The following is a 23,208-nucleotide window of genomic DNA, read 5'->3' on the forward strand; positions in this document are numbered from 1 at the left end:
TATTGTATTTAACTATTTATCAAATCTAGTCACTTTAGACTCTACTAAAATAGGAGTAAAATATAATGATTTCAGCGTCTCGTTATTCTGTATATAATAATTTCGCACGCATCAATAACGAATCTTGGGGTGTGCCAGTTAGTAATTTATTAATGCCAATTGTAGAGAAATTGCTTCTCAAAAATATACCAATAGGAGGGCATATTCTTGATTTATGTTGTGGCTCTGGTCAACTCGTACAGAAATTACAGGAAAAAGGATATCAGTTAACTGGACTAGATGGTTCAGAAGAAATGCTGAAATATGCGAAAATAAATGCGCCTGATAGTAAATTAATGTTAGAGGATGCGCGTTTTTTTGAATTACCCGCTACTTTTAATGGTGTTGTTTCTACTCATTATGGTTTAAATCATGTCTTATTGATTGAGGAATTAAAGTCTGTCTTTAAAAATGTCTATGAAGCATTGCTACCAAATGGATGCTTTATGTTCGATTTGAGCCTGAATGAAAGGTACCAAGGTGCTTGGAACAATTCTATAGATGGTGATGTTCAAGAAAATTATGCTTGGGCTTTAAAACGCATTTATAACACTGATACAAGAATAGGAGAAATTTATATTACTATATTTCAATTGATTGGGGAAACGTGGCAGCGTTTAGATGATACTTGGTTAGTTAAAGGATACTACGGTAATGAAGTTGTAGAGGCTCTGGAAGAGGTAGGATTTACAGAAATCAGTGTTTACAGTGCATCTGATGATTTTGGTGATACTCAAGAAGCAGGTACAGCTTATTTTGTTTGTCGCAAGTCAGTGAAATAGTCAATTATGAATGAACAAGCTACAGAACATAGAGGAATTTACAAAGTTATAGTCAATCAAGAGGAACAATATTCTATTTGGCCTGCTGACAGAAAAAATGCTCTTGGTTGGAAAGATGCAGGTAAAACTGGTCTGAAATCAGAATGTTTGGAATATATTAAAGAAGTTTGGACTGATATGAGACCCCTAAGCTTGAGAAAGCAAATGGAAAAGTTATCTAGTAAAAATTAATAGTTTAATAAGTTTGATATTGCTATTTGTAGAGAGGTTTTACTTCTCTACAATTATTTTATTTTAGAAAACTAAAAGTTTTTTCTGCATTCTGCTCAATCTCTTTTATTAGACTAGTTAACTAAATATCTATTGCATGAGTTGCCAGTATAACTTTTATCTTCAAAAACTATTCAACACAAAGCTCAATTATTTTTTAAATTGCTACTTTGCATATTTATTATCTATCTTTATTTTTGGTTATTTTTTGCCTGCAATTGCTTCAGAAAATCAGCAAATCAAAGCTAGTGAGTTAGAAATTTTACAAACGAATATTACAGAAAATGATATCAAAATTATTGAACAATTATTCACTATTGCTGAGCGAAACTCATCTGAAGTACTAGATGCAAAATTAGCCACAGGATGGCGTGCTTTTCAAGACGTTGTATCTATAGAGTTATCTCCCTCTTTAACTACTACAAACTACAAATCCCCTGTTGCATCAGAAGAAAGTGAAAGTAGTTTTTACTTAAGTATTTCTCTTGATCCAATTAAGTTAATTAGTGCTTTCCAACAAAAACCGATATTTCAAGCTCGTTTCTCTGAAGCCAAGCAACAAAAACGATTAGCTGTTATTCGTCATTACTTGGCTTATATCCAAGCGCGTCAAGCTGTCAAAATTGCAGCTTATCGAATGCAAAATTTGACCAATAGTGATCGCATTGCTGGACTTAATCATCAAACTAAACCTCCCGAAAGTTTAAAAAGCCTTGCCAATGCTGATTATGTAGCAGCAGCCACAGAAATGCTTAACACTAATGCGCAAGAGCAAATCGCATTGGCAGAATTAGCAGCTTGTGTTGGCTTATCTCCAGCAGCAACAATAACAATTATTAACAGTCGTTAATTATTTAAGTAAATTTTTATACTAAGTTTATCCTCAGTACTTTGTTATGCAGCTAAAACGATATTTAACTTGGCATTTAACTAGACGTGAATTCGATAGATTTAAAAGGCTCCTCTCCAAACCTCTCTCCTATCAGGGGAGAGGCTTCAAAACCTTAATTTTTTGTTCTTTATCAAGAATATTAAAGCCGCTCTCCGCATCAAAGACTCTTTGAGGAGAGGTTCATCGAACTCACGTTAACTAGTTATGATTGTTAGTTTCAAAACGTTGAATTTCAATTAAGTAACCATTCGGGTCACGCAAAAAGCAGTGGTAAATGTTGTAATTTGGATTGAATGTTGGTGGTTTTTCAAATTCAACCCCTTGTTGTTGCAGGCATTCATACCACTCATCTACCTGCTGAGTTACTAAGGTAAAAATGACATTTGATTGCTTTTGAGGTGCAGAAGTCGATGTTGGCTCTACTTGACATAATCCCAAGTATGCATTGCCACAAACACTGTAAATTCGGCAAGTTCCTTGGTCAAGCCACAACTTTAAACCAAGTTTGTCTTCATAGAAATGTGTTGAAGCGTTTAAATCACGGGTATATAAAAAAGTAATTTGTTGTTCAACTGGTGGGTAAGGCATAAATAACTACTAATAAGCTAGATATGATTTTGACATTTTACAATTTGATAAAAGCGAACAAAACCAGCAAGTAGGTAATAGCAATGCTTGACTTAACCAAAATCCAAACTATTGCTCAATCCTATTCCCCTCAAGAACTCTTTGCTGCCTTGGTTTGGCAGCGTCGATTCAATCAGTTTGATGGTGAACAAGTGATTACTGACCTTTCACAGCATTTAAATTTATGGTCAAGCTTTCTGTTTACCAAACCAATCTTTGCACCAGATGAAAACGGTTTAAGCTTTGGTGGCGTAGTCGATACACTCTTAGCAATGGCCAATTATCGTCCCATGCCGGAAACTAGTATCATTCATTTTGTAGCTTATCCTGCCGACACACTTTACATCCTCAGCGAAAACCAAGATACCAAAGTGTCTCAACTTTTGGACTTAGGCAAAAAGTGGCAAGCTGATTCGGTAGAAGTCACCGATGGGACGAATGATAACTACGGTTTTCGGCTTCAGCGCCGACTGAGAACTCGATTAGAAGGAGCGCTATGGGGTGAGGATGTTCAATGCGATCGCGATGCTGTTATTGTTACTTATTGGTGGGATTGAAGTGGTAGTAATATTTTAAGTCCATACTGAACTCATAATATGAATTTGGCGAAAGATTGAGTATTTTTCCTTAATTTGATGTGTTTATTTATTTTTTAAATTTAACTATAGTCAGGTGTTTATACTTCTTTTGGCGTATTGACTTCTCAAGGTTTATAGCAATTTATATTGCATATTCTCAAGAAAGGTTATAAATTATTAGTTTATAGGGGAAAATTCAAGTTGTAGTTTCCAATACTAAATCCTTATACGTAACTATACTGAAAGCTATTTTAGCTTTACATAGCCTTGAAATAGGTTATGAGATATATTTGGATTGATTTAAATTGTTCTAGACATCAAAACAGAAAATTAATTAATCTAAAAATATATCTTGTATAACTATTTTAAAAAACAATTTTATTTCTGGAGGTGAAAAATTGAGCAATGCAATTCACCAAAAGAATAATTAATTTCAACCAACAAAATAATTAACTTTGAAATTGGTTGAAACCATGTAATTATTAAAATAGTAAAAACCGACTTTTAGAATAAACTCATTCTGCTGTTCCATAAATTCTCTTTGTTATGATGAGGATGGCAGAAATTACAAAAATAAAGTGCATTTACTACCAAAATACACCCTGTATGGAGTTTTTTAAGCAATGCAAATAGAGAATTTAGTTACAAATGAAATTACAGAAAAAGCAGCGTGGGAAGCGCTAGAAAAATCGATTATCTACTATCGAGGTAGACCAATTGGCACAGTAGCTGCCTATGACAACTCTGTAGAAGCTCTCAATTATGACCAATGTTTTATTCGAGATTTTGTCTCTTCAGCATTAATTTTTCTGGCTAAAGGTAGAACAGATATTGTTCGCAATTTTTTGGAAGAAACTTTAAAGTTACAGCCAAAAGAAAGGCAACTAGATGCGTATAAACCTGGGAGAGGTTTAATACCAGCAAGCTTCAAAGTTGTATTAGATAATGGCGAAGAATATTTAGAAGCAGATTTTGGGGAACACGCGATCGCCAGAGTCACACCGGTTGATTCTTGTCTCTGGTGGATTATTTTATTACGTGCTTATGTCGTAGCTACAAAAGATTTTTCTATTGCCTATCAACCAGAATTTCAAAACGGTATTCGGTTGATTATGGAAATTTGTTTGGCAAATCGTTTTGATATGTACCCGACTCTATTAGTTCCAGACGGTGCTTGTATGATTGACCGTCGTATGGGTATATATGGTCATCCTTTGGAAATACAAGTTTTATTCTATACAGCAATGCGGGCTGCCCGTGAACTACTAATTTGTAAAGGTAATCAAGATGTTGTGGCCGCAATTGATAATCGATTACCACTGTTATGCGCCCATATTCGACAACATTATTGGATAGACATTAATCGCTTAAATGCCATTTATCGCTTTAAAAGTGAAGAGTATGGCAAAACAGCAGTTAATCTATTTAACATTTATGTAGACTCTATTCCTTATTATGAATTAGATAAATGGCTACCCAGGAAAGGTGGTTATCTGGCAGGTAATGTCGGGCCATCACAGTTAGATACTCGCTTTTTTGCCTTGGGTAATTTAATGGCAATTATTTCAGATTTAGCCACAGAAGAACAATCACAAGCAATCATGACTCTCATTGAGGAAAGATGGGACGATTTAGTGGGAGATATGCCGATGAAAATTTGTTTCCCAGCTTTAGAAGATGAAGAGTACAGAATTGTTACCGGATGTGACCCCAAAAATATACCTTGGTCTTATCATAATGCTGGCAGCTGGCCTGTTTTAATGTGGATGTTGGCAGCAGCAGCAATCAAAACTAATAGAACCAATTTAGCAAGAAAAGCAATTGAACTTGCTGAAGCACGGATTGGTGAAGACGAATGGCCTGAATATTACGATGGTAAGAAAGGCAGACTAATTGGTAAACAAGCTAGAAAATATCAAACCTGGACTATTGCCGGTTTCTTGTTAGCTAAGGAATTAATCAAAGACTCTTCTCATTTACCATTAGTCAGTTTTGATAAATTACCCCCAGAGTTAGTTTCGAGAGCATGTGAATTTGAAATTAGTAGTGTAGACCCTTATAGCTCTTGATAGTTATTATTGGGTGAGATGGAATTATACTGCTTGTACATTTCCATAATTGTTCGGAATTAACAATATTTGGCAAGCCCTTTATAAATAATAGAGGGCTTTTTATTTTCTATTTTTTTAACAGCCAAAGTCTCAAAACGATATCATATAAGAAAAGGTAAAAGCTAAATTACTGCTTTTACTAATAAATACTTACTTGCATATTGCTAGGTGGAAAATGTAGCAATATGCTCAGATACAATAAAATTTTTGCAGAAATAACTAAATAAACGTATTATTCACGACCAATTCTAGATCAACTGGAAGTTTTTGGAATGCAAAGAGAGGAAATAGTGATAGTAGATGATATTGAAAAGCAAGCATGGCAATTATTAGAAGATGCGATTATTTACTTTCAAGGTCGTCCGGTAGGTACTGTAGCTGCTAACGATAAATCACAATCAGCATTGAATTACGACCATTGTCTTATCCGTGATTTTGCTTCCTCTGCCTTATTATTTCTGATTAAAGGTAGATATGATATTGTCCGTAATTTTCTAGAAGAAACATTAAAATTACAGCCTAAAAAACAACTATTGGATGCTTACACACCAACTCAAGGTTTGATACCAGCAAGCTTTAAAGTTGTAGCAAAAAATAATGCAGAGTATTTAGAAGCAGATTTTGGTGAACATGCGATCGCTAGAGTTACACCAGTAGATTCTTGTCTCTGGTGGATAATTATATTACACGCTTATGTAAAAGCGACAAAAGATTTAAGCTTTGCCTTACAACCAGAGTTTCAGCAAGGAATTGCCTTAATTATGGAACTCTGCTTGGCAACCCGGTTTGATATGTCGCCAACGCTGTTAGTTCCAGATGGCGCTTGTATGATTCATCGTCGTCTCGGTATTTATGGTTATCCTTTAGAAATTCAAGCCTTATTTTATGCAGCCTTACATGCAGCCCGTCAGCTATTAATTTGTGCTGGTGATGAAGAGATTGTTGTTGGTATTGATAAGCGATTACCTCTGCTGCAAAGTCATATTCGTCATCATTATTGGATAGATATTCAGCGGTTGAATATTATTTATCGGTTTAAAGTTGAAGAATATGGACAAACTGCAACTAATTTATTCAATATATATGCTGAGTCAATTCCATTAGCTAATTTAGCTCTTTGGTTGCCGAGAAATGGTGGTTATCTTGCAGGTAATATCGGCCCTTCACAATTAGACACTCGTTTCTTTTCTTTAGGAAACTTGATGGCAATAATTTCTTCTCTGGCTAGTGAACAGCAAGCACAAGCAATTATGAATCTCATTGAAGCACAGTGGGAAGATTTAATTGGCACAATGCCGATGAAAATTTGTTTCCCAGCCTTAGAAAAAGAAGAATACAGAATTTTTACTGGCTGCGACCCAAAAAATATTCCTTGGTCTTACCATAATGCTGGTAACTGGCCTGTTTTGTTGTGGTGCTTAACAGCATCTGCTCTAAAAACAGGCAGAAAAGATATTGCGAAAAAGTCCATTGAATTAGCTCAAAACCGTCTTTATGAAGACCAATGGCCAGAATATTATGATGGTGCAAGGGGAATGTTAATTGGTAAGGCAGCCAGAATATATCAAACCTGGACAATTACAGGTTTCTTATTGGCTAAAGAATTAATACGTAACCCTAATTATTTAGAATTATTCTGTTTTGCAGAATTTGCTGGAGAAAATACTGCACAAACTTGTAATTTGTAATTTTCAGCTATTATGCAGTAATTCAGATTAGCTTTCTTTTGTCACTCCGGGAAGAGTAAAATCAGAAAAGAGGTCTGAAAGGCAGGAGGGGACTATGACACAGCCAAGAAGCCCCAAACCAAGCATAAAATTTGTGGACGAATATTGTGCAATCTACCAAAACCTATTTCCAGAAGTGAGAAGTTTTGAAAATTTCCGAAACCTACATTTAGGAATGATATCGGAGATAAAAAGAAAATCTTTACCAGAAATAGCTCTTGTGGTGGGATTAGAAAATCAGCAATCATTACATCATTTTTTAACAGAATCACCGTGGTCAGTAGAATCATTAAAGAAGCAAAGATTAGAACTAATACTACGAGTATTAAATGGGCGATCATTAATTCTAATAATTGATGAAACTGGAGACAAAAAACAAGGTCATACTACAGACTATGTGAAAAGGCAGTATATTGGGAACTTAGGCAAAATAGAAAATGGCATAGTTGTAGTAACAGCCTATGGCATAATTGAGGATATGACCTTTCCTTTAACATTTCAAATCTATAAACCAAGAGAGAGATTGCAGCCAGGAGATAAATATAAAACCAAGCCAGAAATCGCAGCAGAATTAATCAGAGAACTGCAAGGAATGGGGTTTAAATTTGAATTAGTTTTGGCAGATAGCCTGTATGGAGAAAGTGATGGAAATTTTATTAGTGTTTTGAATCAATTACAACTCAATTTTGTTGTAGCTATACGTAGTAATCACGGAGTTTGGCTGCCAAAAGGGCAAAGAATTAGGTATAACAGATGGCGAAAGTTTAACCGTGTTTTCTCGAATGGTAAACAAGAAGTTCGATATATTAGAGAGATTATCTTCGGCAAGCGGCGCGATATTCGTTATTGGCAAGTCACGACGGACACGGAGAAGCTACCTGAAAATTCAACGTGGTTTTTAATGACCCATGTTCCAGATATTAAGTATTCAGAAGTTGGTAATCTTTACGGTTTACGAACATGGGTAGAATATGGACTTAAACAAAGTAAAAATGAACTCGGATGGGCAGATTTTCGGCTGACCCATTATTCTGACATTCAAAAGTGGTGGGAAATAGTTTGTAGTACCTATCTCATGGTCAGCCTTCATTCAAGTGTCTTCCATGAATCTCATAGCTATATCCTCAAAATATTTGCGGAGCATCCCTTGTGGGATGAAAATTATGGTTGGAAGAATATTTTAAATAATTTACGTCTGATTGTTCAACCTTTCATCCTTTTCAATTTGATTAAACCTTGGCTCAAGGTATTTCCTATTCCTCAACTTTCTACAGGATTTTCTTACTTGATTAGCATCATGAATACCTTGCATAATCATCTATTTTTATCCCTTTGGTCAGAGTTTTTCTCTTTTTCCTCTGCCTAGAGTGACAAAAGAAAGTTAGGGACTTGCAGAAAATAAAATATCCAATTTTCAAGATAGGATATTTTTATTTTTCCCCCTGCCTACACAGTGATACTATATCTTTTTAGTTGGAAGTTCCTTAGCAGCGAGCTGGTTCCACGTAATAATTACCAATGCACTGCTGCCAAACCAAGTACTGTGGGTCTGACGAAAATACTCGCAGCAGCAATAAAGACGAACTAAAGTTATCGACAGGTAAAATTTGCAGCAACACAACGTAGTTAGAGAGTTGTGCCGAACGCAGCACCCAATGTTTCTGGGAGGAAATAAAACGCGAATTAACTTTTACTTGCGTAGGAATACATTCACTGGGAAAAGCAATTGGCAGTTCGTTGTCTTGCTGTTTCTCTATGAACTTGGTGAAGCCATTGATGTGATTTGTTTTTGTTAACGAGATATTGGCAGTTGCGGGAATAACTTTTACCAGCATAGAAACTGCATTGTAACTTGCAGCTTCTATATCTGGGCTAGGAACGGCTCCGCCAGCGTATTGGGTTGAAGCATTAACCAATATCCACAGGGTTTGTGTTGCAGCAGCCCAGCCAGCTTCCACATTGACAGATAGACCTTGATAAACGTTATAGTCAAAGATGGCTGGTAAACCTAACATATTGAACCAAGTCGAGGTATGAACTGTTGTGCCAGTTTCAGTGTTCAGCGCCAAGATGCGAAATTGATCACTTGACCCTTCTATCAGCCAGAGATTTTGTCCAATTACCGCCAAAGGTACTCCCGGATTTTGGACATTCCACAGCAGTTTGCCAGAGTCCAGTGTTCGTTTGACAATACCCTGGTCGATTGTCTGATGGAAGAGAAAAGCTTCGTCTGCATCCACCGCTACCCCAGGAAAAATGAGGGAACCTGCTGGTAGTTCGCCAAAAAGCATTCGATAACTCCAAGCTAAAAAATTCATCTTGAATTGTTATAAGAGAGCAATGCTTTGCACCGCTAGTTATATATTTGTCGCATTCTTTTTGGAAAGGGGTATAAATTCTTTTAGAATTTCAAAATCTGATTTTTTGTGTCCCCAGGTATAGGGGGTAGATAAATATTCGTAGTTTAAATGCTTTCATGACTAACCCCCGCCAAGTAGCTTTTATCGCCTTGCGAGATGTTCATAAAGGGGCTTATGCAGACGTAGCCCTAGACAGAGTGTTGCAAAAATTTAAATTGCCAGATAGCGATCGCCGTCTAGCAACAGAATTAGTTTATGGCAGTGTCAGAAGACAACGCACTCTAGACGCACTAATTAACCAACTGGCTACGAAAAAATCTCACCAACAACCACCAGATTTGCGTACCATCCTACATTTAGGTTTGTACCAACTGCGCTACCAAGAACGAATTCCCCCCTCGGCGGCGGTGAATACTACGGTGGAACTCGCCAAAGCAAATCATTTTTCTGGACTCACAGGTTTTGTGAATGGTTTGTTACGTCAGTACATTCGTCTAACAGAAAACTCTGCTGAACCTCTGAAATTACCAGAAAACCCAGTAGAACGTTTGGGGATTTTATATAGTTTCCCCGACTGGATTATTCAGGTTTGGTTAGACCAAATTGGTTTTGCAGAAACGGAACAACTCTGTGAATGGATGAACCAAACACCGACAATCGACCTCCGCATCAATCCCTTACGCACTAATCTAGAGCAAGTAGAGACAGCACTACAATCTGCGGGGATTTTAGCTCAAAAAATGCCTCATTTACCCCAAGCTTTACGATTAATTAGCAGTACCGGGGCGATGCAAAATTTACCTGGATTTAGTGAAGGGTGGTGGGTTGTCCAAGATAGTAGCGCCCAACTGGTGAGTCATTTACTCGATCCGCAACCGGGTGAGGTGGTGATTGATACCTGTGCAGCACCAGGAGGAAAAACAACACACATTGCAGAATTGATGCAGGATCAAGGTAAAGTTTGGGCGTGCGATCGCACTCCTTCACGGTTGCGTAAACTCCAGGAAAATGCTCGACGGCTGAATTTAAAATCAATTGAAATTTGTACTGGCGATAGCCGTAACTTACCGCAATTTTACAATGCAGCTGACCGCGTGTTGTTGGATGCACCATGTTCAGGTTTGGGAACTTTGCATCGCCACGCTGATGCACGTTGGCGACAAACACCAGAATCTATTCAAGAACTCTCACTGCTACAAAAGCAATTACTGTCACATACATCAAATTTTGTCAAAAATGGTGGTGTACTGGTTTATGCTACCTGTACACTGCATCTAGCAGAAAATGAAGAGGTAATTTCGGGATTTTTGGCTGAGAATCCTGAATGGCAAATTGAGCCTCTGGAAGCTAGTTCACCTTATTCTATTTATTCCACACCTCAAGGCTGGCTCAAAGTCTGGCCTCATCGTTGGGATATGGACGGCTTTTTTATGGTGCGCTTAAGAAAAACTAATGATTCCGGGTGATTACTACCAGGGATTGTACGATTTGATGGAAGCCCCAATCTACCACAGGAGGCAGCAATGGTTACTGATTCCAATGTAAAGAACTTAGTTAAAATCCTGATTGGAGCCGCTTGGATTGATGGGATAATTCAGCCAGAAGAACGACAATATCTCCGCGAAATTGCGCAAGCAAAAGGTTTAGCTACCGATCCAGAGATTAAGCCTTGGCTTTACGAATTGGTACCTGTGCAACCAAAAGAGTGCTATGCATGGGTGAAGGAATATCTGGGCGATCGCCCTAGTTTGGAAGAATGCGAAAGTCTCATTGAAGCCATTAGCGGCTTAATTTATAGCGACGGTGAAGTAGCAACCGAAGAAGCCAGACTCCTGACAAAACTTCAGGATTTAGCCCAACACGATGATTGCGCTCAACAGCCAGTTCATAATGCGTTGCTTAAACAAATTCAAAAGCTTTATCGTCGTTGGGTCGAGGTTCAAAATTAGAAATATAGTCTATAGTCAAAAGTCCAGAGTCAAAAGTCAAAAGTTTAGATTCTCAGTTCTATAACTTTGACCATTCGGGTGACACTCCTAACTTCGCTAACGCTAACATCAGTTGCTCATAGGAAAACTCCCTACGTACCCGTCACTGACTCACCATTGACTATTGACCATTGACTATTGACCACTTATGACTTCGGTTCACCTAGACCCGGAGTTTCTTCTTTTTCTACCTTAGGTACAAAATCTGGCCGTTCTTTGCTTTCCCAACCAACTGGGCGTTTAGAATTGTACCAAGCAATAGAACCAATGGTGACAGCAGCAATAAAGCCAACTACATACACCAATGTAAAAGCAAAGGGAAAATGTCCTCCGCCTGTTGCTACTGAATCTGCTGCTTGCATTAATATATGCATGAGTATATGCTCCTATTTTACGCAACACTACTTAAGACACTATAAAACTAGAGTATCACTTACATCCTCCCCTAGTTTGAAATATTTGGTCTTTCAGTAGATATAGACGAGTTGACCTCACATAAAATTTAGAATATGAAACAAAAAAATTTGCCCAATATTGTTTTTGCAAACACAATATCGGGCATTAGAAGGTAGATGCATTAGTAAAAATCATTTTATTGCAGGGAAATGTAATTATGCTAATTCTTGCTTGGAACTATTCTGAGACTTCTTACGAATTTGGCTACCAGTTATAGCTAAACCAACAATTGTTAAGCCAGCCAAGGTAGAAGGTTCAGGAACATCTTTCACGATCGCAGATTTACTGAATTTAAAGGCAATAGTTTGGGAACCTGTGAATTTACTTGCATCATAGCCAGTATTCAACAGCTGTGTTGTGATTGCTCCTTGTGTCAAGAAAGAGATACCAGTGAGATATTTTCCTGAAGCGATTTCATTCAGGTTGAATGTTTTGTCTTTGCCGTTATTAGTAAAGTAATCACTAGTTAAATCACCATAACCTACAGTACCACCACCATATTTAACTTGACCTTCATAAGAATTATTACCACCTGTTAAGCCTCCATAGGTAGCAACGGTATAGCCTTCTTTAATGTCAGTGACGGTTTTTGCTTGAACTCCACTATAAACACCAAGCTGTTGTACACCGGAAGCATTCGCTTCAGCAAAGCGGATACCGAACAAATCACCACTGTTCATGGCATCAGTAAAAGTCTTACCTGACATATTGAAGAACAAGTCACCAAAGCCAATCTGGCCGCCAGCAGCACCGGATTCGCTTTCTCCAGTTAGCTTCATATTGCCATTGATGGCGATAATCACACTGTCAGCGGTTTCTTTGACAGCCATTCCTCGAATATCATAGGGGTTTACTTGTCCTGGCGCTGCACCTACCCAGTAGTTCCCATTCATCCCATCTTGGCTAGAATCAAAGGCATACTGCCAACCATTAGCATCGGTGAAATTTTTCCCGGAGATGAGACCTGTAGTGTCGTTCAAACATTCCAAAGAGATGCTAAACACTGTTCCCTTTAAATCGGATGCGTAAGCTCCTTGAGCTAAAGAAAGGATGCCAACAGTGGTAACAGCAACTTTGAGGCAATTGAATAATTTCTTAGTTTTCATAAATGATAATTAGCTAGATTGAAATGTCTCGAATAATATGTTTTTACTCTCCTTGCAAAAAATCTAACAGCGTAATTTTTCTGAAGTTATAATTTAGGTAATTTGCCTGTGATTTCATGAAATCGAAATATAAAATGTGAGTTTAAATTGAAAAGATTTGTATCTAAAATAAGGCAGTAATTTTACTTAAAAAGTTAGGAATTTTTTCAATTACTTGAAATAAATATAGTTTTAGGGATACTGCATAGCCGTGTTCTTAACAGATTTTGAATTCATCAAGAACAGCTATACATAAAAAACCAGCAAGGAATACTTGCTGGCTATAACTATATATGAAGAAAATAATGGTTATTCATCTTAATCAGAAGACAAATTAGAGGCATATCTTCGGTTCAGTACGGAAACATTCAGGATGCCAAAATAGTTTCTCTGCTGATTTGCACTGATTAATTGTGAAATATGACTGTTAATATTGGTAGAAAAGCCCAAATAAAGACATTCCAGGATTGCCAGTTTAGCTCAGTTGAGGGTTCTGGTGGTGCTAGTAAAGCATCTATTCTTTGTTCAAGGCGATCGCCTACACTACTACCCAAAGCAGCACAGCAAATCTCAGATTCTGGAAATACAGAAGTTTGACTCACCACCAATACTAATGATTCTGCTAATAGCAAGGGGTCTACCTGAGATGCAGCGTAACTGTCTGCACGGAGTTCTCGCAACACTTGTAATTCTTGCCACAGTGCATCTGTATTCGGTAGCCAAGCAGTGCAATAACGTATCCAACCCAGCCAGAAAAACCAAAATGTATCGCGGTAATAATGATGTCCTTGCTCGTGTGCTAAAACACTTTCTACATGAGCAGGTGAAAGAGTTTCTAGTAGTCCTTGGCTGACTACTAATTCTGGTTGCCAAAAACCAATTTGACCTGCAAATAATGCTGGTGTGTTGAGTAGTCTAACTGATCTACCATCAAGGTTGATTAACGGAGAATTACGGGCAGATTCAACAGATTGCCAACCTTGCAAAGTTAGTTTAATGCACAAAAAAGCAAAATAGCCTAGAGCAATAAACGCTAAGTCATAGCTCAACCAGCCTGTGTAGGCTCCACCCATTTTGCCTTGTGGCCCCATACACAGCAGTGCGATCGCAGTCATGAATATTAATAAAGGTGGAAACAGAAATAAAAATAGCGATCGCCGCCACCGCAGGTTCCAATTACCTTGGGGATTATTCCAAGAGCATCTCAATATCCAAGAGACTGTCACAGCAGCCAAAATCATAATTAGATGCATTATTTTCCCTCCCTGGCTTGGCGTGCAGCTTGAATGCGCTTGGCGATCGCTTCAATTTGCTCTTGTGCAGTTTCATCAAGACTATCCGCAAAAGCGGCGATGACATCGGGATTTCCTACGGCTAAAAACCGTTGTAATTGATCATGAGCTTTAATTACTTGAGCTTGTTGCTGACTGAGCAATGGTCGCCAATAAAAAGCTCTCCCTTGTTTATCGCAAGCCAGCCAACCTTTTTCCGTTAGCCGACGCAAAACTGTGGTCACAGAAGTATAAGCTAATTCGCGGTTGGGATCAGCCAAAATGCGATCGTGTACATCTTTGACTGTTGCTGAACCCAGTTCCCAGATAATATTTAAAATTTCTGCTTCTAAAGGGCCTACAGACAGTTGTTTGGGGCGGTATTCGGGTAAAGGAGCCATGTTGATTTTAGATTCTAGAGGTTAGATTAGCGGATTTGATGCAAAATTCCCCTCTTGATTCACCAAGGTAGAGTTATTATAGTCCCTCGTTTTGGTGACATCTGATTAAATTAAATCAAAAAGCGATCGCACTTCCCCAAATACAATCTCAAGTCTTCATAATTATTACCATCAGCCGCCACCCAAAGGAACTTAAGTCATGTTTGCCTTGATCTCTTCGGAAAAAATTCAGTTACCCCCTGGTGCTGTAGTGCGGTTACCTGCTAGTTGGGAAGAATACCAACGCCTCTGTGAACAACGAGGAGATGGTTCAATTCCCCGCATCAAATATCGTGATAAAGAAGTATTATTAATGTCACCTTTGACGGTACATGGTCGAGATGCCAATTTGCTTGCAGATATTGTCAAGACTCTTTTAGATCACGATGGACAGGAATATGATGCGTTTACTCCCATGACTATGAGCTTACCTGAAGAAAGCGGGATCGAGCCTGACTACTGTTTTTACATTGACAATTGGCAAGCTGTTTCGGGTAAAAAGCGGATTGACTGGCGACAAGATCCCCCACCAGATCTTGTTATTGAAATTGACGTAACTAGTTATTCTGATGTCCAAGATTATTTTCCCTATCGAGTTCCTGAAATCTGGTTATTCAAAAAACAGCAGTTGTTAATTTATCAATTGCAAGGAGCCGATTACCAACTACAAACTCAAAGTCGCTATTTTCCAGAGTTTGATTTGCAAAGTACGATTACACAGTGTGTCCAAGTTGCCTATCAACGCAACACCAGAGCCGCGATTCGCTATCTTAAACAACTGTTAACTGACAGCTAAACTCAATGCTGTTTGTCCTCATTGGCCTATATCTTGCCATACCCTCTAGAAAATCCTATTGCTTAAATTGTCATTATGGTTATTAACACAAATTAGAATGTATCTCGATAATAATATTTAGAGCAGGTGTATCCAGCGCGTGAAGTTATTCGTATACCACACTCCGGAATTAACTCCTACAAAAGAAATTCCAGACTGCGCGATCGCAGTCGATGTCTTGCGAGCCACTAGTACAATTGCCACAGTTTTAGCAGCTGGAGGCGAAGCAGTGCAAGTCTTCAGCAATTTAGACAAACTCATGGAGGTTAGCGAACAATGGCCAGCAGAAAAACGTTTAAGAGCCGGAGAACGTGGCGGGGCCAAAGTCGCTGGCTTTGAACTCGGTAACTCTCCCCTAGACTATACACCAGATTTAGTACAAGGTCGTCGCCTGTTTATTAGTACTACAAATGGTACTCGTGCTTTACAACGGATACAAAACTCTCCTGCTGTACTAGCAGCAGCTTTAATCAACCGTGCGGCTATAGTCCAGTATCTTTTAGAAAAGCAACCAGAGACAGTTTGGATTGTTGGTTCTGGTTGGGAAGGTAGTTTTTCTTTAGAGGATACAGTTTGTGCTGGTGCGATCGCTCATAGTCTTGTCGAAAAATTGCAGGTGTCACCAGATGAATTAGCTGGTAACGATGAATTAATTAGTGCGATCGCCCTTTACTCGCAGTGGCAAGATAACCTATTGGGATTATTACATCATGCTAGTCACGGCAAACGATTGTTACGCCTTGAATGCCATGAAGACCTGAAATATTGTTCTCAAACTGATATTCTAGATGTTTTGCCAATACAACGAGAAATAGGAGTTTTAAAAAGCAAAAATTAACAAGTTAATTACCCATAATCAAATATGCTCAAGTTTTTTCTTTTTGTGATTTTGGCATCTGTCTGGATTTTTTTAGGTTTCAATGTATCAATTTTAACTTTGCTTGCATATCTAGAAGGTTAATCTGTACGCGCCGCTTGTTCTGTTTGAATTCATGATTAAAAATATCCCTGGTATAAATACCAGGGATATTTTATCAAAATGTTTAATGTATTTTTTTTAAATTATAAAAATAAATTAACTTAAATTTAGCATATTTGTCGTTGCTTGGAAGCGTCAACAGGCGCTACAGCTTGTATGAGCCACTAAAAATTCATTAGGCAGCAGATTTCGGCATTTAAAATTAAAATTTTACGCTTATACCTCTATTTATCGATATTTTTTAAATTAAAGCAAAATCGCCACAATAATTTAGTTACATTATTGTGCTAATTTTAACCTTACCTAGTGTTGACCTCATATTTGGCTGATAGTTGACTTGAGTGGTAATATTCTCAATGAGAAATTCAGAATCTCACATAATCCCAGGGAAAACAGAAAACTCAGAAATTATAGAGAATGTTTAAAAAGTTATGATTCAACTCATAGCAAAATAACAAACTTCTTTACGGTTTCTAAGAGTATGGTAAATCAACCTCTCTGTTTTTGATCGCGCAGCAGCGCACAGATAAAAGCAATAAAGCGGTCTGAATCAATAAAAATTTCTGTAGTTTTATTCAATACAACTAGATTCATAGCATGAATAAAAAATGGGCGGTCAAACGAATAACCATCAACCTGGCACTAAACGAAGCCAAAAACCTAGAAAAGTATTGTGACCAAACAGGAAGACCTGCAACAGATGTAATCAGGGAACTGATTCGAGGATTGGCTACTACACGGTCTGAGCAGTAATCAAGCTCAGTATGCGTTGGAAGCCAATAGTTGATTTCTTATTCTATTGAGTCAAGAATTTTATCAACCTTAACTTTCCAGAGTTGCCTGGAAAAAATTAGCTCACAGATAAACCCCGAATGAGTTCTTCAATCACATTCGTAACAGCTTGACCTGTTTGCTTGCAATACTTTTCAAGATTTTGAGCTTCATCTGGAGTCAGGTCTAAGGTAATTTGTTTGACTATCGATTTTTTACTGGGGCTTGTCAAACCAGAAGATCCAAGCGCAGCTGTTTTATCCATAATTTTTTAACTTATGTGGAATTTTCTAAATATTGCCAATTCTGAAACATCTTGACCAGTGAAAATCAAGATTTTGAGCTTAAAGTTAAGCTTTTTACTTATCTTTTTGTTAAAAAATTTACTTGTGAAACGCGAAAATCAACCTTTAATAAGCCACTCTTATCAGTAAGTTAGAACAATATGTTCAAAATTAAAGTCACGTAGTCATTTACTTTATTAAGTATTACTGAATCGACATTTATTGAGTAGGACAAGGTAGTGATGGAGACAACCAATAGTACTTGGGTACATCAACCGCAGCCAGTGAGTAGTAGTGATTCCTTGACTCAAAATATGATTGATGTAGATACCTTAGCTAAAACCCGAAAGCTTTTAGACTATGCAATAGTATCTGCTTGGCACGCAGTAAAAACAGATCGTCGGCCACCAGCATTAACCCCTACACGTTGGGTATGGAGGCTTACAGGTTTTTATCATTTGTGCCATTCGACTCCGCGATTGATGGAAGAAGCACGATCACGTTTCGCTTCAGCAAATCGTCAGAGTTTGGCACAGTGGGCTGCACAGAAAGCAACAGAAGAAGCAGGTCACGACTTACTTGCTCTACGGGATATCCGCTCAATGGGGTATCAAGCCGAAGCTGTTGTAGAAGCATTTTATCCTCCTGCGGCAAAGGCTTTAATGGATTACTTTGCCCAAAGCGCACAGGATTCAGATCCTATTGATTGCGTTGGCTATTCCTATACAGCGGAACGTTTAGGGACGTGTATAGGAGAAGGTTATATCCAAAAAGTTGAAGCATTGCTACCACCAGGTATCAATGCCACTCGTTGCCTACGTGTACACAGTGCTATTAGCACAACTGAAGTACAGCACGTAAAGGAAACGGTGGCGATAATTGCAGGGCTGACACCCCAAGAACGCGATCGCGTGGCGAAAGCCTGCTATAAAGCAGCATTGTTGCGTTTTAGCCCACCGAAAGAAGCTTATATATCAGATGAGGAGATTCAAAATGTCTTAAAACCACTAAAACTAACCAATAACTATGATTAAGGCTTGGTTATTAGCTACTAAAATATTTACCCAAGAACCAAGCTAGAATTTTGCGAAAAAGGTTTCATAACATCTCAACTCAGTGTGATTATTCAGAGAAAAACCATGAAAACAGCAACATCGACAACCATAACTATCGAACAACAATCTTGGAATTCTCATAATTCTGTTATTCAACAACAATCTTTGAATCGTCATGATTCTGCTAGTAACCTCAACGAAAGTAGCTTTGAGGTTTTGGATGAGACAGAGTTTGAGTTAGAAAGAATCATGTTCGAGGAATTTGCCCACGGATTACCAAGTGACATACCTATGGCTGATCTTTAGTTTCTGTCTCTGTGTCTAAATGGATAGAACTTAGGTTATTAGGTTAATAGTGAATATCCCTCGATTGTCTAACTTGTGGTAGAAAAAGCTCTAAATCAACTCACAAGCTCTTTAGACCAAATATCCTAAAAGTTAGATAATCAGGGATTGACACTTGTTTCAGTAAAGGAAATTCCTATCTAACCTGAGTTTGGATTAAGATGATTTTGCTGCTAGTTTTACGAAGGGATAGGAGTTTCAGACAACGATAGAATCATGGTTTCAGCTTATACCGAACTCACGTTAAGTCATAGCCCCCAATCCCTTCAGAGTAGTAATAGTTGCAGCAGTTAAGCTTGTCACGCCTCTAATATTCATTCCCTCATAAAATTTTTTAGCTTTTAAAGTTTTTAAACACTCGGACGTACTGACATCCCAAAGCCGAATCGTCTCATCAGCACTACTACTAGCTAGAGTTTGATTATCTGGACTAAAAGCAATTGACCAAATCCAAGCTGAATGCCCATGTAAAGTACTTTTGCATTGACCTGTCTTGACATCCCATAACTTAACTGTGTAATCGGGGCTACTAGTAGCTAAAATCTGACCATCTCGACTAAAAACTACTGATTTAACAATACTATTTGCACAAACCTCTAAAGTTTGAAGACAGACACCAGTGCTAACACTCCACAGCCGAATTGTTCCGTCATAACTGGCACTTGCAAGTAATTCTCCATTTGGGCTAAAAGCGATTGACCAAACCCAATTTGTGTGTCCCTCTAATGTTCTTTGACACTCACCAGTGTTTATATCCCACAACTTGACTGTTTGATCCCAAGCACCACTTGCTAGTGTCCTCCCTTGAGGGCTGAAGGCAACTGACTGAACCGCAGCGCGATGTCCTGGAAAAGATTGCAAGGATTGACCAGTATTCACATCCCACAACCTCACTGTTTGATCTTCACTGCCACTTGCCAGTTTTTGTCCATCTGGACTGAAGGTAACTGACTGAATTGCTGCACTATGTCCTGGAAAAATTTGCAAGGGTTGACCAGTATTCACATCCCACAACTTCACTATGCGATCATCACTGCCACTTGCCAGTTTTTGCCCATTTGGGCTGAAGGCAACTGAACGAACTACAGCACCATGTCCCAGGAAACTTTGTAAAGCTTTTCCTGTATTGACATCCCATAACCTCACCATTTGATCATGACCGCCACTTGCCAACATTTGACCATCTGGACTGTAAGCAACTGACCAAGATTGGCTGGTATATCCACTAAAAGTCTTAAGACATTGACCAGTATTAACGTCCCATAGTTTCACCGTCTGGTCATCACTACTAGTGGCGAGAAGATTCTTTTGCAAATTAAAGGCAACAGAAAGTACCCAACCGGAGTGTCCCTGAAGGGTTTTCAGGCATTGACCCGTATTAAAATCCCATAATCTTACCGTCTGATCAAGACTGCCACTAGCGATAAGATTACCTTGAGGACTAATAGCAACTGACCAGACCGCAGCATTATGTCCCTGTAGAGTTTTAATACATTTACCAGTGCTAAAATGCCACAACTTCAGTGTCTGGTCATCACTACCACTTACTAGGATCTGACCGTCAGGACTGATACTGATTGATCGTATACCATCAAGATGCCCTCGCAAGATTTTGAGGCATTTACCAGTGCTGACATCCCAAAATCTAATTGTGTCGTCATCACTACCACTTACTAGCGTCTGACCATCCGAAGTGAAAACTGTACAGACTATCCAACTTGTATGTCCTGGGAAAGTCCTGAGACATTCACCTGTGCTAACACTCCATAGCTTTATCATGTGGTCATTACTACCACTTGTTAGCATATTACCATCTGGACTAAAGGCTACTGTCCACACTTCGTGTTCATGTCCTTGTACAGTTTGAAGACATTGACCTGTGTTGGTATCCCACAACTTCACAGTGTGGTCGCTACTACTGCTGGCCAGGATACGACCATCAGGACTAAAAACCAGTGATGGAACCCAGTTAGTATGTCCCTGACAAATTAACAGTTGTCTCCAATCTGAAACTTGGTACAAGCGAATCTCTCCATTGGTATCTCCGGTAGCTAAAAGTTTGCCATCTGCACTAAAGGCTACTGAAGCGATTCCACCAAATGTTTCAGTAAAAACAGATTTAGCTAAATCAGCGTTTTGAAAATTGACATTGTGCAGTTTTATATTCCGCAAGTCTGCTTGCCAAACTGTCAGGTGAGAGAAATCATAGCCTGTTAAATCGGTCTGTAGTTGACACAGCAAATTGAGAATATTTCCAGCTGTGTATCCTGGTTCTTGCAGTGATTCGTTCCTGAGTTTGACTAAAATTTTAGTTAATTTGTTTTCAATAGCTTTTTTGCTTCTTAATACAGTGAGTAACCCATCAATAACTGGCTTGAGAATTAGAGCAATCTGAGTTTCTCGGATATAGTCTTTTGCGTTTGCCTTAATGAGAGCATGGCAGCGAAAAAGCTGAATATGCTCAGTTACAATCTCTTCACAAACTCGCTCGATTAATACCTGAGTCACATATTCCATGACTACAGGTTGTAAGGTAAAATTTATGGCGCTTTTTTCTACTAGCGATCGCCTGACTAAAGATTCTATAGCTTCTAGAGATTTTTGTGGTGCTACTGGCGATAAAATATCATCTCGCAAGTCTGATAGCGCTACTGACTCACGATTAATTGCTAACCAGTACATTATTTCTTTTTCTAAATCTGACAAGCGCTCAAACTGCTGGTCTAAAATATCACGAATATCGCCAAAAACAACTGTATTGTGTTGTAAAAACTCAGATACATTCCCGCCAAACACATCTTCAATGGTTGTCGCAACTATTTTTAAAGCCAATGGATTACCGCCATAAGATTCAATCATGGCTTTCCATTCATCTTCTGCGGCTGATAATCCTTTAACTTTGAGAATTTCCTGCCCTTCTACAACTTTTAAACCGTTTAATTGTAAAGAGCGAACAGGTAGCGCCTCTCCTTCTAATAATGCTATTTCTTGAGGTTTTTCTCGACTAGTTAGTAATAGGCAACTTTGGTGAGAAGCTTCTCCTAAACGCCTGAACAGTTCACCATACCCTTCATATCCTTCTCGATATTTGCCAGCTCGACTACCATAACGGAGAATTGACTCGGCATTATCCAGGATCAATAGACAGCGATGGTTGCGCAAATAGTCAATTAATCGTGATACGCGATCGCTTGAACTTTCTGGTAAGTTGGCTTCTGTTTCTTGCTCATCAGATAAAAATTGCAGCAACTGAGTGATGATCGCTTTCACAGGTGGAGCTTCCCTTAGCGATCGCCAAATAACGTATTCAAAGTCTTCTTGAATATTTTGAGCCAGCTTTACAGACAGAGCAGTTTTACCAATGCCACCCATTCCTAACAATGCCACCAATTGGCAACGCTCATCCAGAATCCATTGCTCTAATGTGCTAAGCTCTTCTTTACGTCCATAAAAAATCTGTAAAAAACTCGCATCTCCCCAATCTAGGCGAGTATTTGAGCTTAAATAGTCACTTTCATCTATTTTTAAGTTAAACACTAGAAATAGTTTTTCCAGAGTTTTTTTATCAACTCCTCCTTCCCGATTTAGTACTTTTGAGATTGTACTTGGATGTAACCCCGAAAGTGAACTTATATCTTCAAGTGTGTAGCTATTGCCAAAATTTTCTTTTGCTTCTGACTTCCGCTTTGCCTCCTGAAGTTTTTGTAAACCCCTACTAGTAAGTGCAACGCCACGCTTACGTCTCCAATTTTGTAATACCATGTATTGAAAATGTATTAACTATCACTAAGCTCTAATACTCTTGGCCCTCTCAAAGAACAATGTTGTAATTTTAATTTATTGCTAAAAATTTATAATTCAGCATCCTTACCTCAAGCAAGTCTGATGTTTTGAATAAAATTTTCTTAGAGAGGAGTAATGCAAAATTATTCTGAATTTATCAAACTTTAATTCAATAGTTAAAGTTTATGCAGAATTATTTTATACACAAAACTAAGTACATTAAACGGAATTTGGGCTGTATCTTAGCATATACCACAACAATGATCACTATGAGAATATTTATCAATAACTAGGCGGTGCATCTGGTCTAAGGCGACTGTGTTTACTGCCTGTTGTCTACCTCATGCTACATCGTTAAACCCTGCTAAAATCTGGTATTTTTTGTCTTGTAGCATAGCTTTAAAAATTTGATAAAAATATATTTCTCGTAAGGGCTTAAAACTGTGTGCTTCTACCACATTATTTGTATT

Annotated in this window: 22 protein-coding genes; 14 read left to right on the plus strand and 8 right to left on the minus strand. The window is 38.3% G+C overall.

Going from position 1 to position 23,208, the window contains the following annotated elements; genetic code table 11:
- Window positions 1-65: 65 nt before the first annotated feature.
- The 3 genes from ACMX3D_RS26035 to ACMX3D_RS26045 all read left to right on the plus strand — a co-directional run bounded on the left by ACMX3D_RS26035 (window position 66) and on the right by ACMX3D_RS26045 (window position 1,941).
- A complete protein-coding gene (locus ACMX3D_RS26035) occupies window positions 66-821 on the plus strand; it encodes a class I SAM-dependent DNA methyltransferase (protein ID WP_482748677.1) in 756 nt (251 codons plus the stop codon).
- A 6-nt stretch (window positions 822-827) separates the two neighbouring features.
- Window positions 828-1,052, plus strand: coding sequence for an MbtH family protein (locus ACMX3D_RS26040; RefSeq protein WP_482748678.1), 225 nt, complete (start codon window positions 828-830; stop codon window positions 1,050-1,052).
- 247 nt (window positions 1,053-1,299) lie between these two features.
- Entirely contained in the window at window positions 1,300-1,941 is a 642-nt protein-coding gene (locus ACMX3D_RS26045) for a hypothetical protein (protein WP_482748679.1), read from the plus strand.
- A gap of 240 nt (window positions 1,942-2,181) precedes the next feature.
- On the opposite strand, the gene ACMX3D_RS26050 is transcribed toward ACMX3D_RS26045, so the two are convergent.
- A complete protein-coding gene (locus ACMX3D_RS26050) occupies window positions 2,182-2,571 on the minus strand; it encodes a VOC family protein (protein ID WP_482748680.1) in 390 nt (129 codons plus the stop codon).
- Window positions 2,572-2,654: 83 nt separating this feature from the next.
- Between ACMX3D_RS26050 and ACMX3D_RS26055 the strand changes: the two genes are divergently transcribed.
- The 4 genes from ACMX3D_RS26055 (at window position 2,655) to ACMX3D_RS26070 (ending at window position 8,392) form a co-directional block, all read left to right on the plus strand.
- Complete coding sequence (locus ACMX3D_RS26055) at window positions 2,655-3,167, plus strand: hypothetical protein (RefSeq protein ID WP_482748681.1); 513 nt, start codon at window positions 2,655-2,657, stop codon at window positions 3,165-3,167.
- Window positions 3,168-3,811: 644 nt separating this feature from the next.
- Entirely contained in the window at window positions 3,812-5,257 is a 1,446-nt protein-coding gene (locus ACMX3D_RS26060; RefSeq protein ID WP_482748682.1) for a glycoside hydrolase 100 family protein, read from the plus strand.
- Between the two features lie 314 nt (window positions 5,258-5,571).
- Window positions 5,572-6,987: a glycoside hydrolase 100 family protein gene (locus ACMX3D_RS26065; protein WP_482748683.1), complete on the plus strand. Its 1,416-nt coding sequence runs from the start codon at window positions 5,572-5,574 to the stop codon at window positions 6,985-6,987.
- A gap of 94 nt (window positions 6,988-7,081) precedes the next feature.
- Window positions 7,082-8,392 (plus strand): IS701 family transposase, encoded by a 1,311-nt coding sequence (locus ACMX3D_RS26070; RefSeq protein WP_482748684.1) that lies wholly within the window; start codon window positions 7,082-7,084, stop codon window positions 8,390-8,392.
- Between the two features lie 118 nt (window positions 8,393-8,510).
- Here the strand turns inward: ACMX3D_RS26070 and ACMX3D_RS26075 are convergent, their stop codons facing one another.
- On the minus strand, window positions 8,511-9,344 hold the full coding sequence (locus ACMX3D_RS26075) for a hypothetical protein (protein ID WP_482748685.1): 834 nt from the start codon (window positions 9,342-9,344) through the stop codon (window positions 8,511-8,513).
- Between the two features lie 158 nt (window positions 9,345-9,502).
- On the opposite strand from ACMX3D_RS26075, the gene ACMX3D_RS26080 reads away from it, so the two are divergent.
- On the plus strand, window positions 9,503-10,852 hold the full coding sequence (locus ACMX3D_RS26080; protein ID WP_482748686.1) for a 16S rRNA (cytosine(967)-C(5))-methyltransferase: 1,350 nt from the start codon (window positions 9,503-9,505) through the stop codon (window positions 10,850-10,852).
- Window positions 10,853-10,909: 57 nt separating this feature from the next.
- Window positions 10,910-11,335: a tellurite resistance TerB family protein gene (locus ACMX3D_RS26085; protein ID WP_482748687.1), complete on the plus strand. Its 426-nt coding sequence runs from the start codon at window positions 10,910-10,912 to the stop codon at window positions 11,333-11,335.
- A gap of 185 nt (window positions 11,336-11,520) precedes the next feature.
- Here ACMX3D_RS26085 and psb35 read toward each other — a convergent pair whose 3' ends face one another.
- The 4 genes from psb35 to ACMX3D_RS26105 all read right to left on the minus strand — a co-directional run bounded on the left by psb35 (window position 11,521) and on the right by ACMX3D_RS26105 (window position 14,647).
- Window positions 11,521-11,748, minus strand: a complete 228-nt coding sequence (psb35, locus tag ACMX3D_RS26090; RefSeq protein ID WP_482748688.1) for a photosystem II assembly protein Psb35 — start codon at window positions 11,746-11,748, stop codon at window positions 11,521-11,523.
- A gap of 237 nt (window positions 11,749-11,985) precedes the next feature.
- Window positions 11,986-12,936, minus strand: a complete 951-nt coding sequence (locus tag ACMX3D_RS26095) for an XDD3 family exosortase-dependent surface protein (RefSeq protein ID WP_482748689.1) — start codon at window positions 12,934-12,936, stop codon at window positions 11,986-11,988.
- A gap of 446 nt (window positions 12,937-13,382) precedes the next feature.
- The gene (locus ACMX3D_RS26100; RefSeq protein ID WP_482748690.1) at window positions 13,383-14,228 is read right to left on the minus strand and encodes a M56 family metallopeptidase; all 846 of its coding nucleotides are present in this window, start codon (window positions 14,226-14,228) and stop codon (window positions 13,383-13,385) included.
- Window positions 14,228-14,647, minus strand: coding sequence for a BlaI/MecI/CopY family transcriptional regulator (locus ACMX3D_RS26105; protein WP_482748691.1), 420 nt, complete (start codon window positions 14,645-14,647; stop codon window positions 14,228-14,230). Before ACMX3D_RS26105 ends, ACMX3D_RS26100 begins: the two co-directional genes overlap by 1 nt.
- Window positions 14,648-14,846: 199 nt before the next feature.
- Between ACMX3D_RS26105 and ACMX3D_RS26110 the strand changes: the two genes are divergently transcribed.
- The 3 genes from ACMX3D_RS26110 (at window position 14,847) to ACMX3D_RS26120 (ending at window position 17,253) form a co-directional block, all read left to right on the plus strand.
- Window positions 14,847-15,482, plus strand: a complete 636-nt coding sequence (locus ACMX3D_RS26110) for a Uma2 family endonuclease (protein ID WP_482748692.1) — start codon at window positions 14,847-14,849, stop codon at window positions 15,480-15,482.
- 139 nt (window positions 15,483-15,621) lie between these two features.
- On the plus strand, window positions 15,622-16,359 hold the full coding sequence (locus ACMX3D_RS26115; protein ID WP_482748693.1) for a 2-phosphosulfolactate phosphatase family protein: 738 nt from the start codon (window positions 15,622-15,624) through the stop codon (window positions 16,357-16,359).
- A gap of 738 nt (window positions 16,360-17,097) precedes the next feature.
- A complete protein-coding gene (locus ACMX3D_RS26120) occupies window positions 17,098-17,253 on the plus strand; it encodes a ribbon-helix-helix domain-containing protein (RefSeq protein ID WP_482748694.1) in 156 nt (51 codons plus the stop codon).
- 97 nt (window positions 17,254-17,350) lie between these two features.
- Here the strand turns inward: ACMX3D_RS26120 and ACMX3D_RS26125 are convergent, their stop codons facing one another.
- Window positions 17,351-17,536 carry a CopG family transcriptional regulator gene (locus tag ACMX3D_RS26125; RefSeq protein WP_482748695.1) on the minus strand — a complete coding sequence of 62 codons (186 nt, stop codon included), beginning with the start codon at window positions 17,534-17,536 and terminating at the stop codon, window positions 17,351-17,353.
- A gap of 261 nt (window positions 17,537-17,797) precedes the next feature.
- On the opposite strand from ACMX3D_RS26125, the gene ACMX3D_RS26130 reads away from it, so the two are divergent.
- Window positions 17,798-18,589, plus strand: coding sequence for a hypothetical protein (locus ACMX3D_RS26130; RefSeq protein ID WP_482748696.1), 792 nt, complete (start codon window positions 17,798-17,800; stop codon window positions 18,587-18,589).
- A 105-nt stretch (window positions 18,590-18,694) separates the two neighbouring features.
- A complete protein-coding gene (locus ACMX3D_RS26135; protein ID WP_482748697.1) occupies window positions 18,695-18,916 on the plus strand; it encodes a hypothetical protein in 222 nt (73 codons plus the stop codon).
- Between the two features lie 282 nt (window positions 18,917-19,198).
- On the opposite strand, the gene ACMX3D_RS26140 is transcribed toward ACMX3D_RS26135, so the two are convergent.
- Window positions 19,199-22,717 carry a WD40 domain-containing protein gene (locus ACMX3D_RS26140; RefSeq protein ID WP_482748698.1) on the minus strand — a complete coding sequence of 1,173 codons (3,519 nt, stop codon included), beginning with the start codon at window positions 22,715-22,717 and terminating at the stop codon, window positions 19,199-19,201.
- Between the last annotated feature and the right edge of the window lie 491 nt (window positions 22,718-23,208).

The sequence above is a fragment of the Anabaena sp. TISTR 8404 genome (assembly GCF_056847745.1).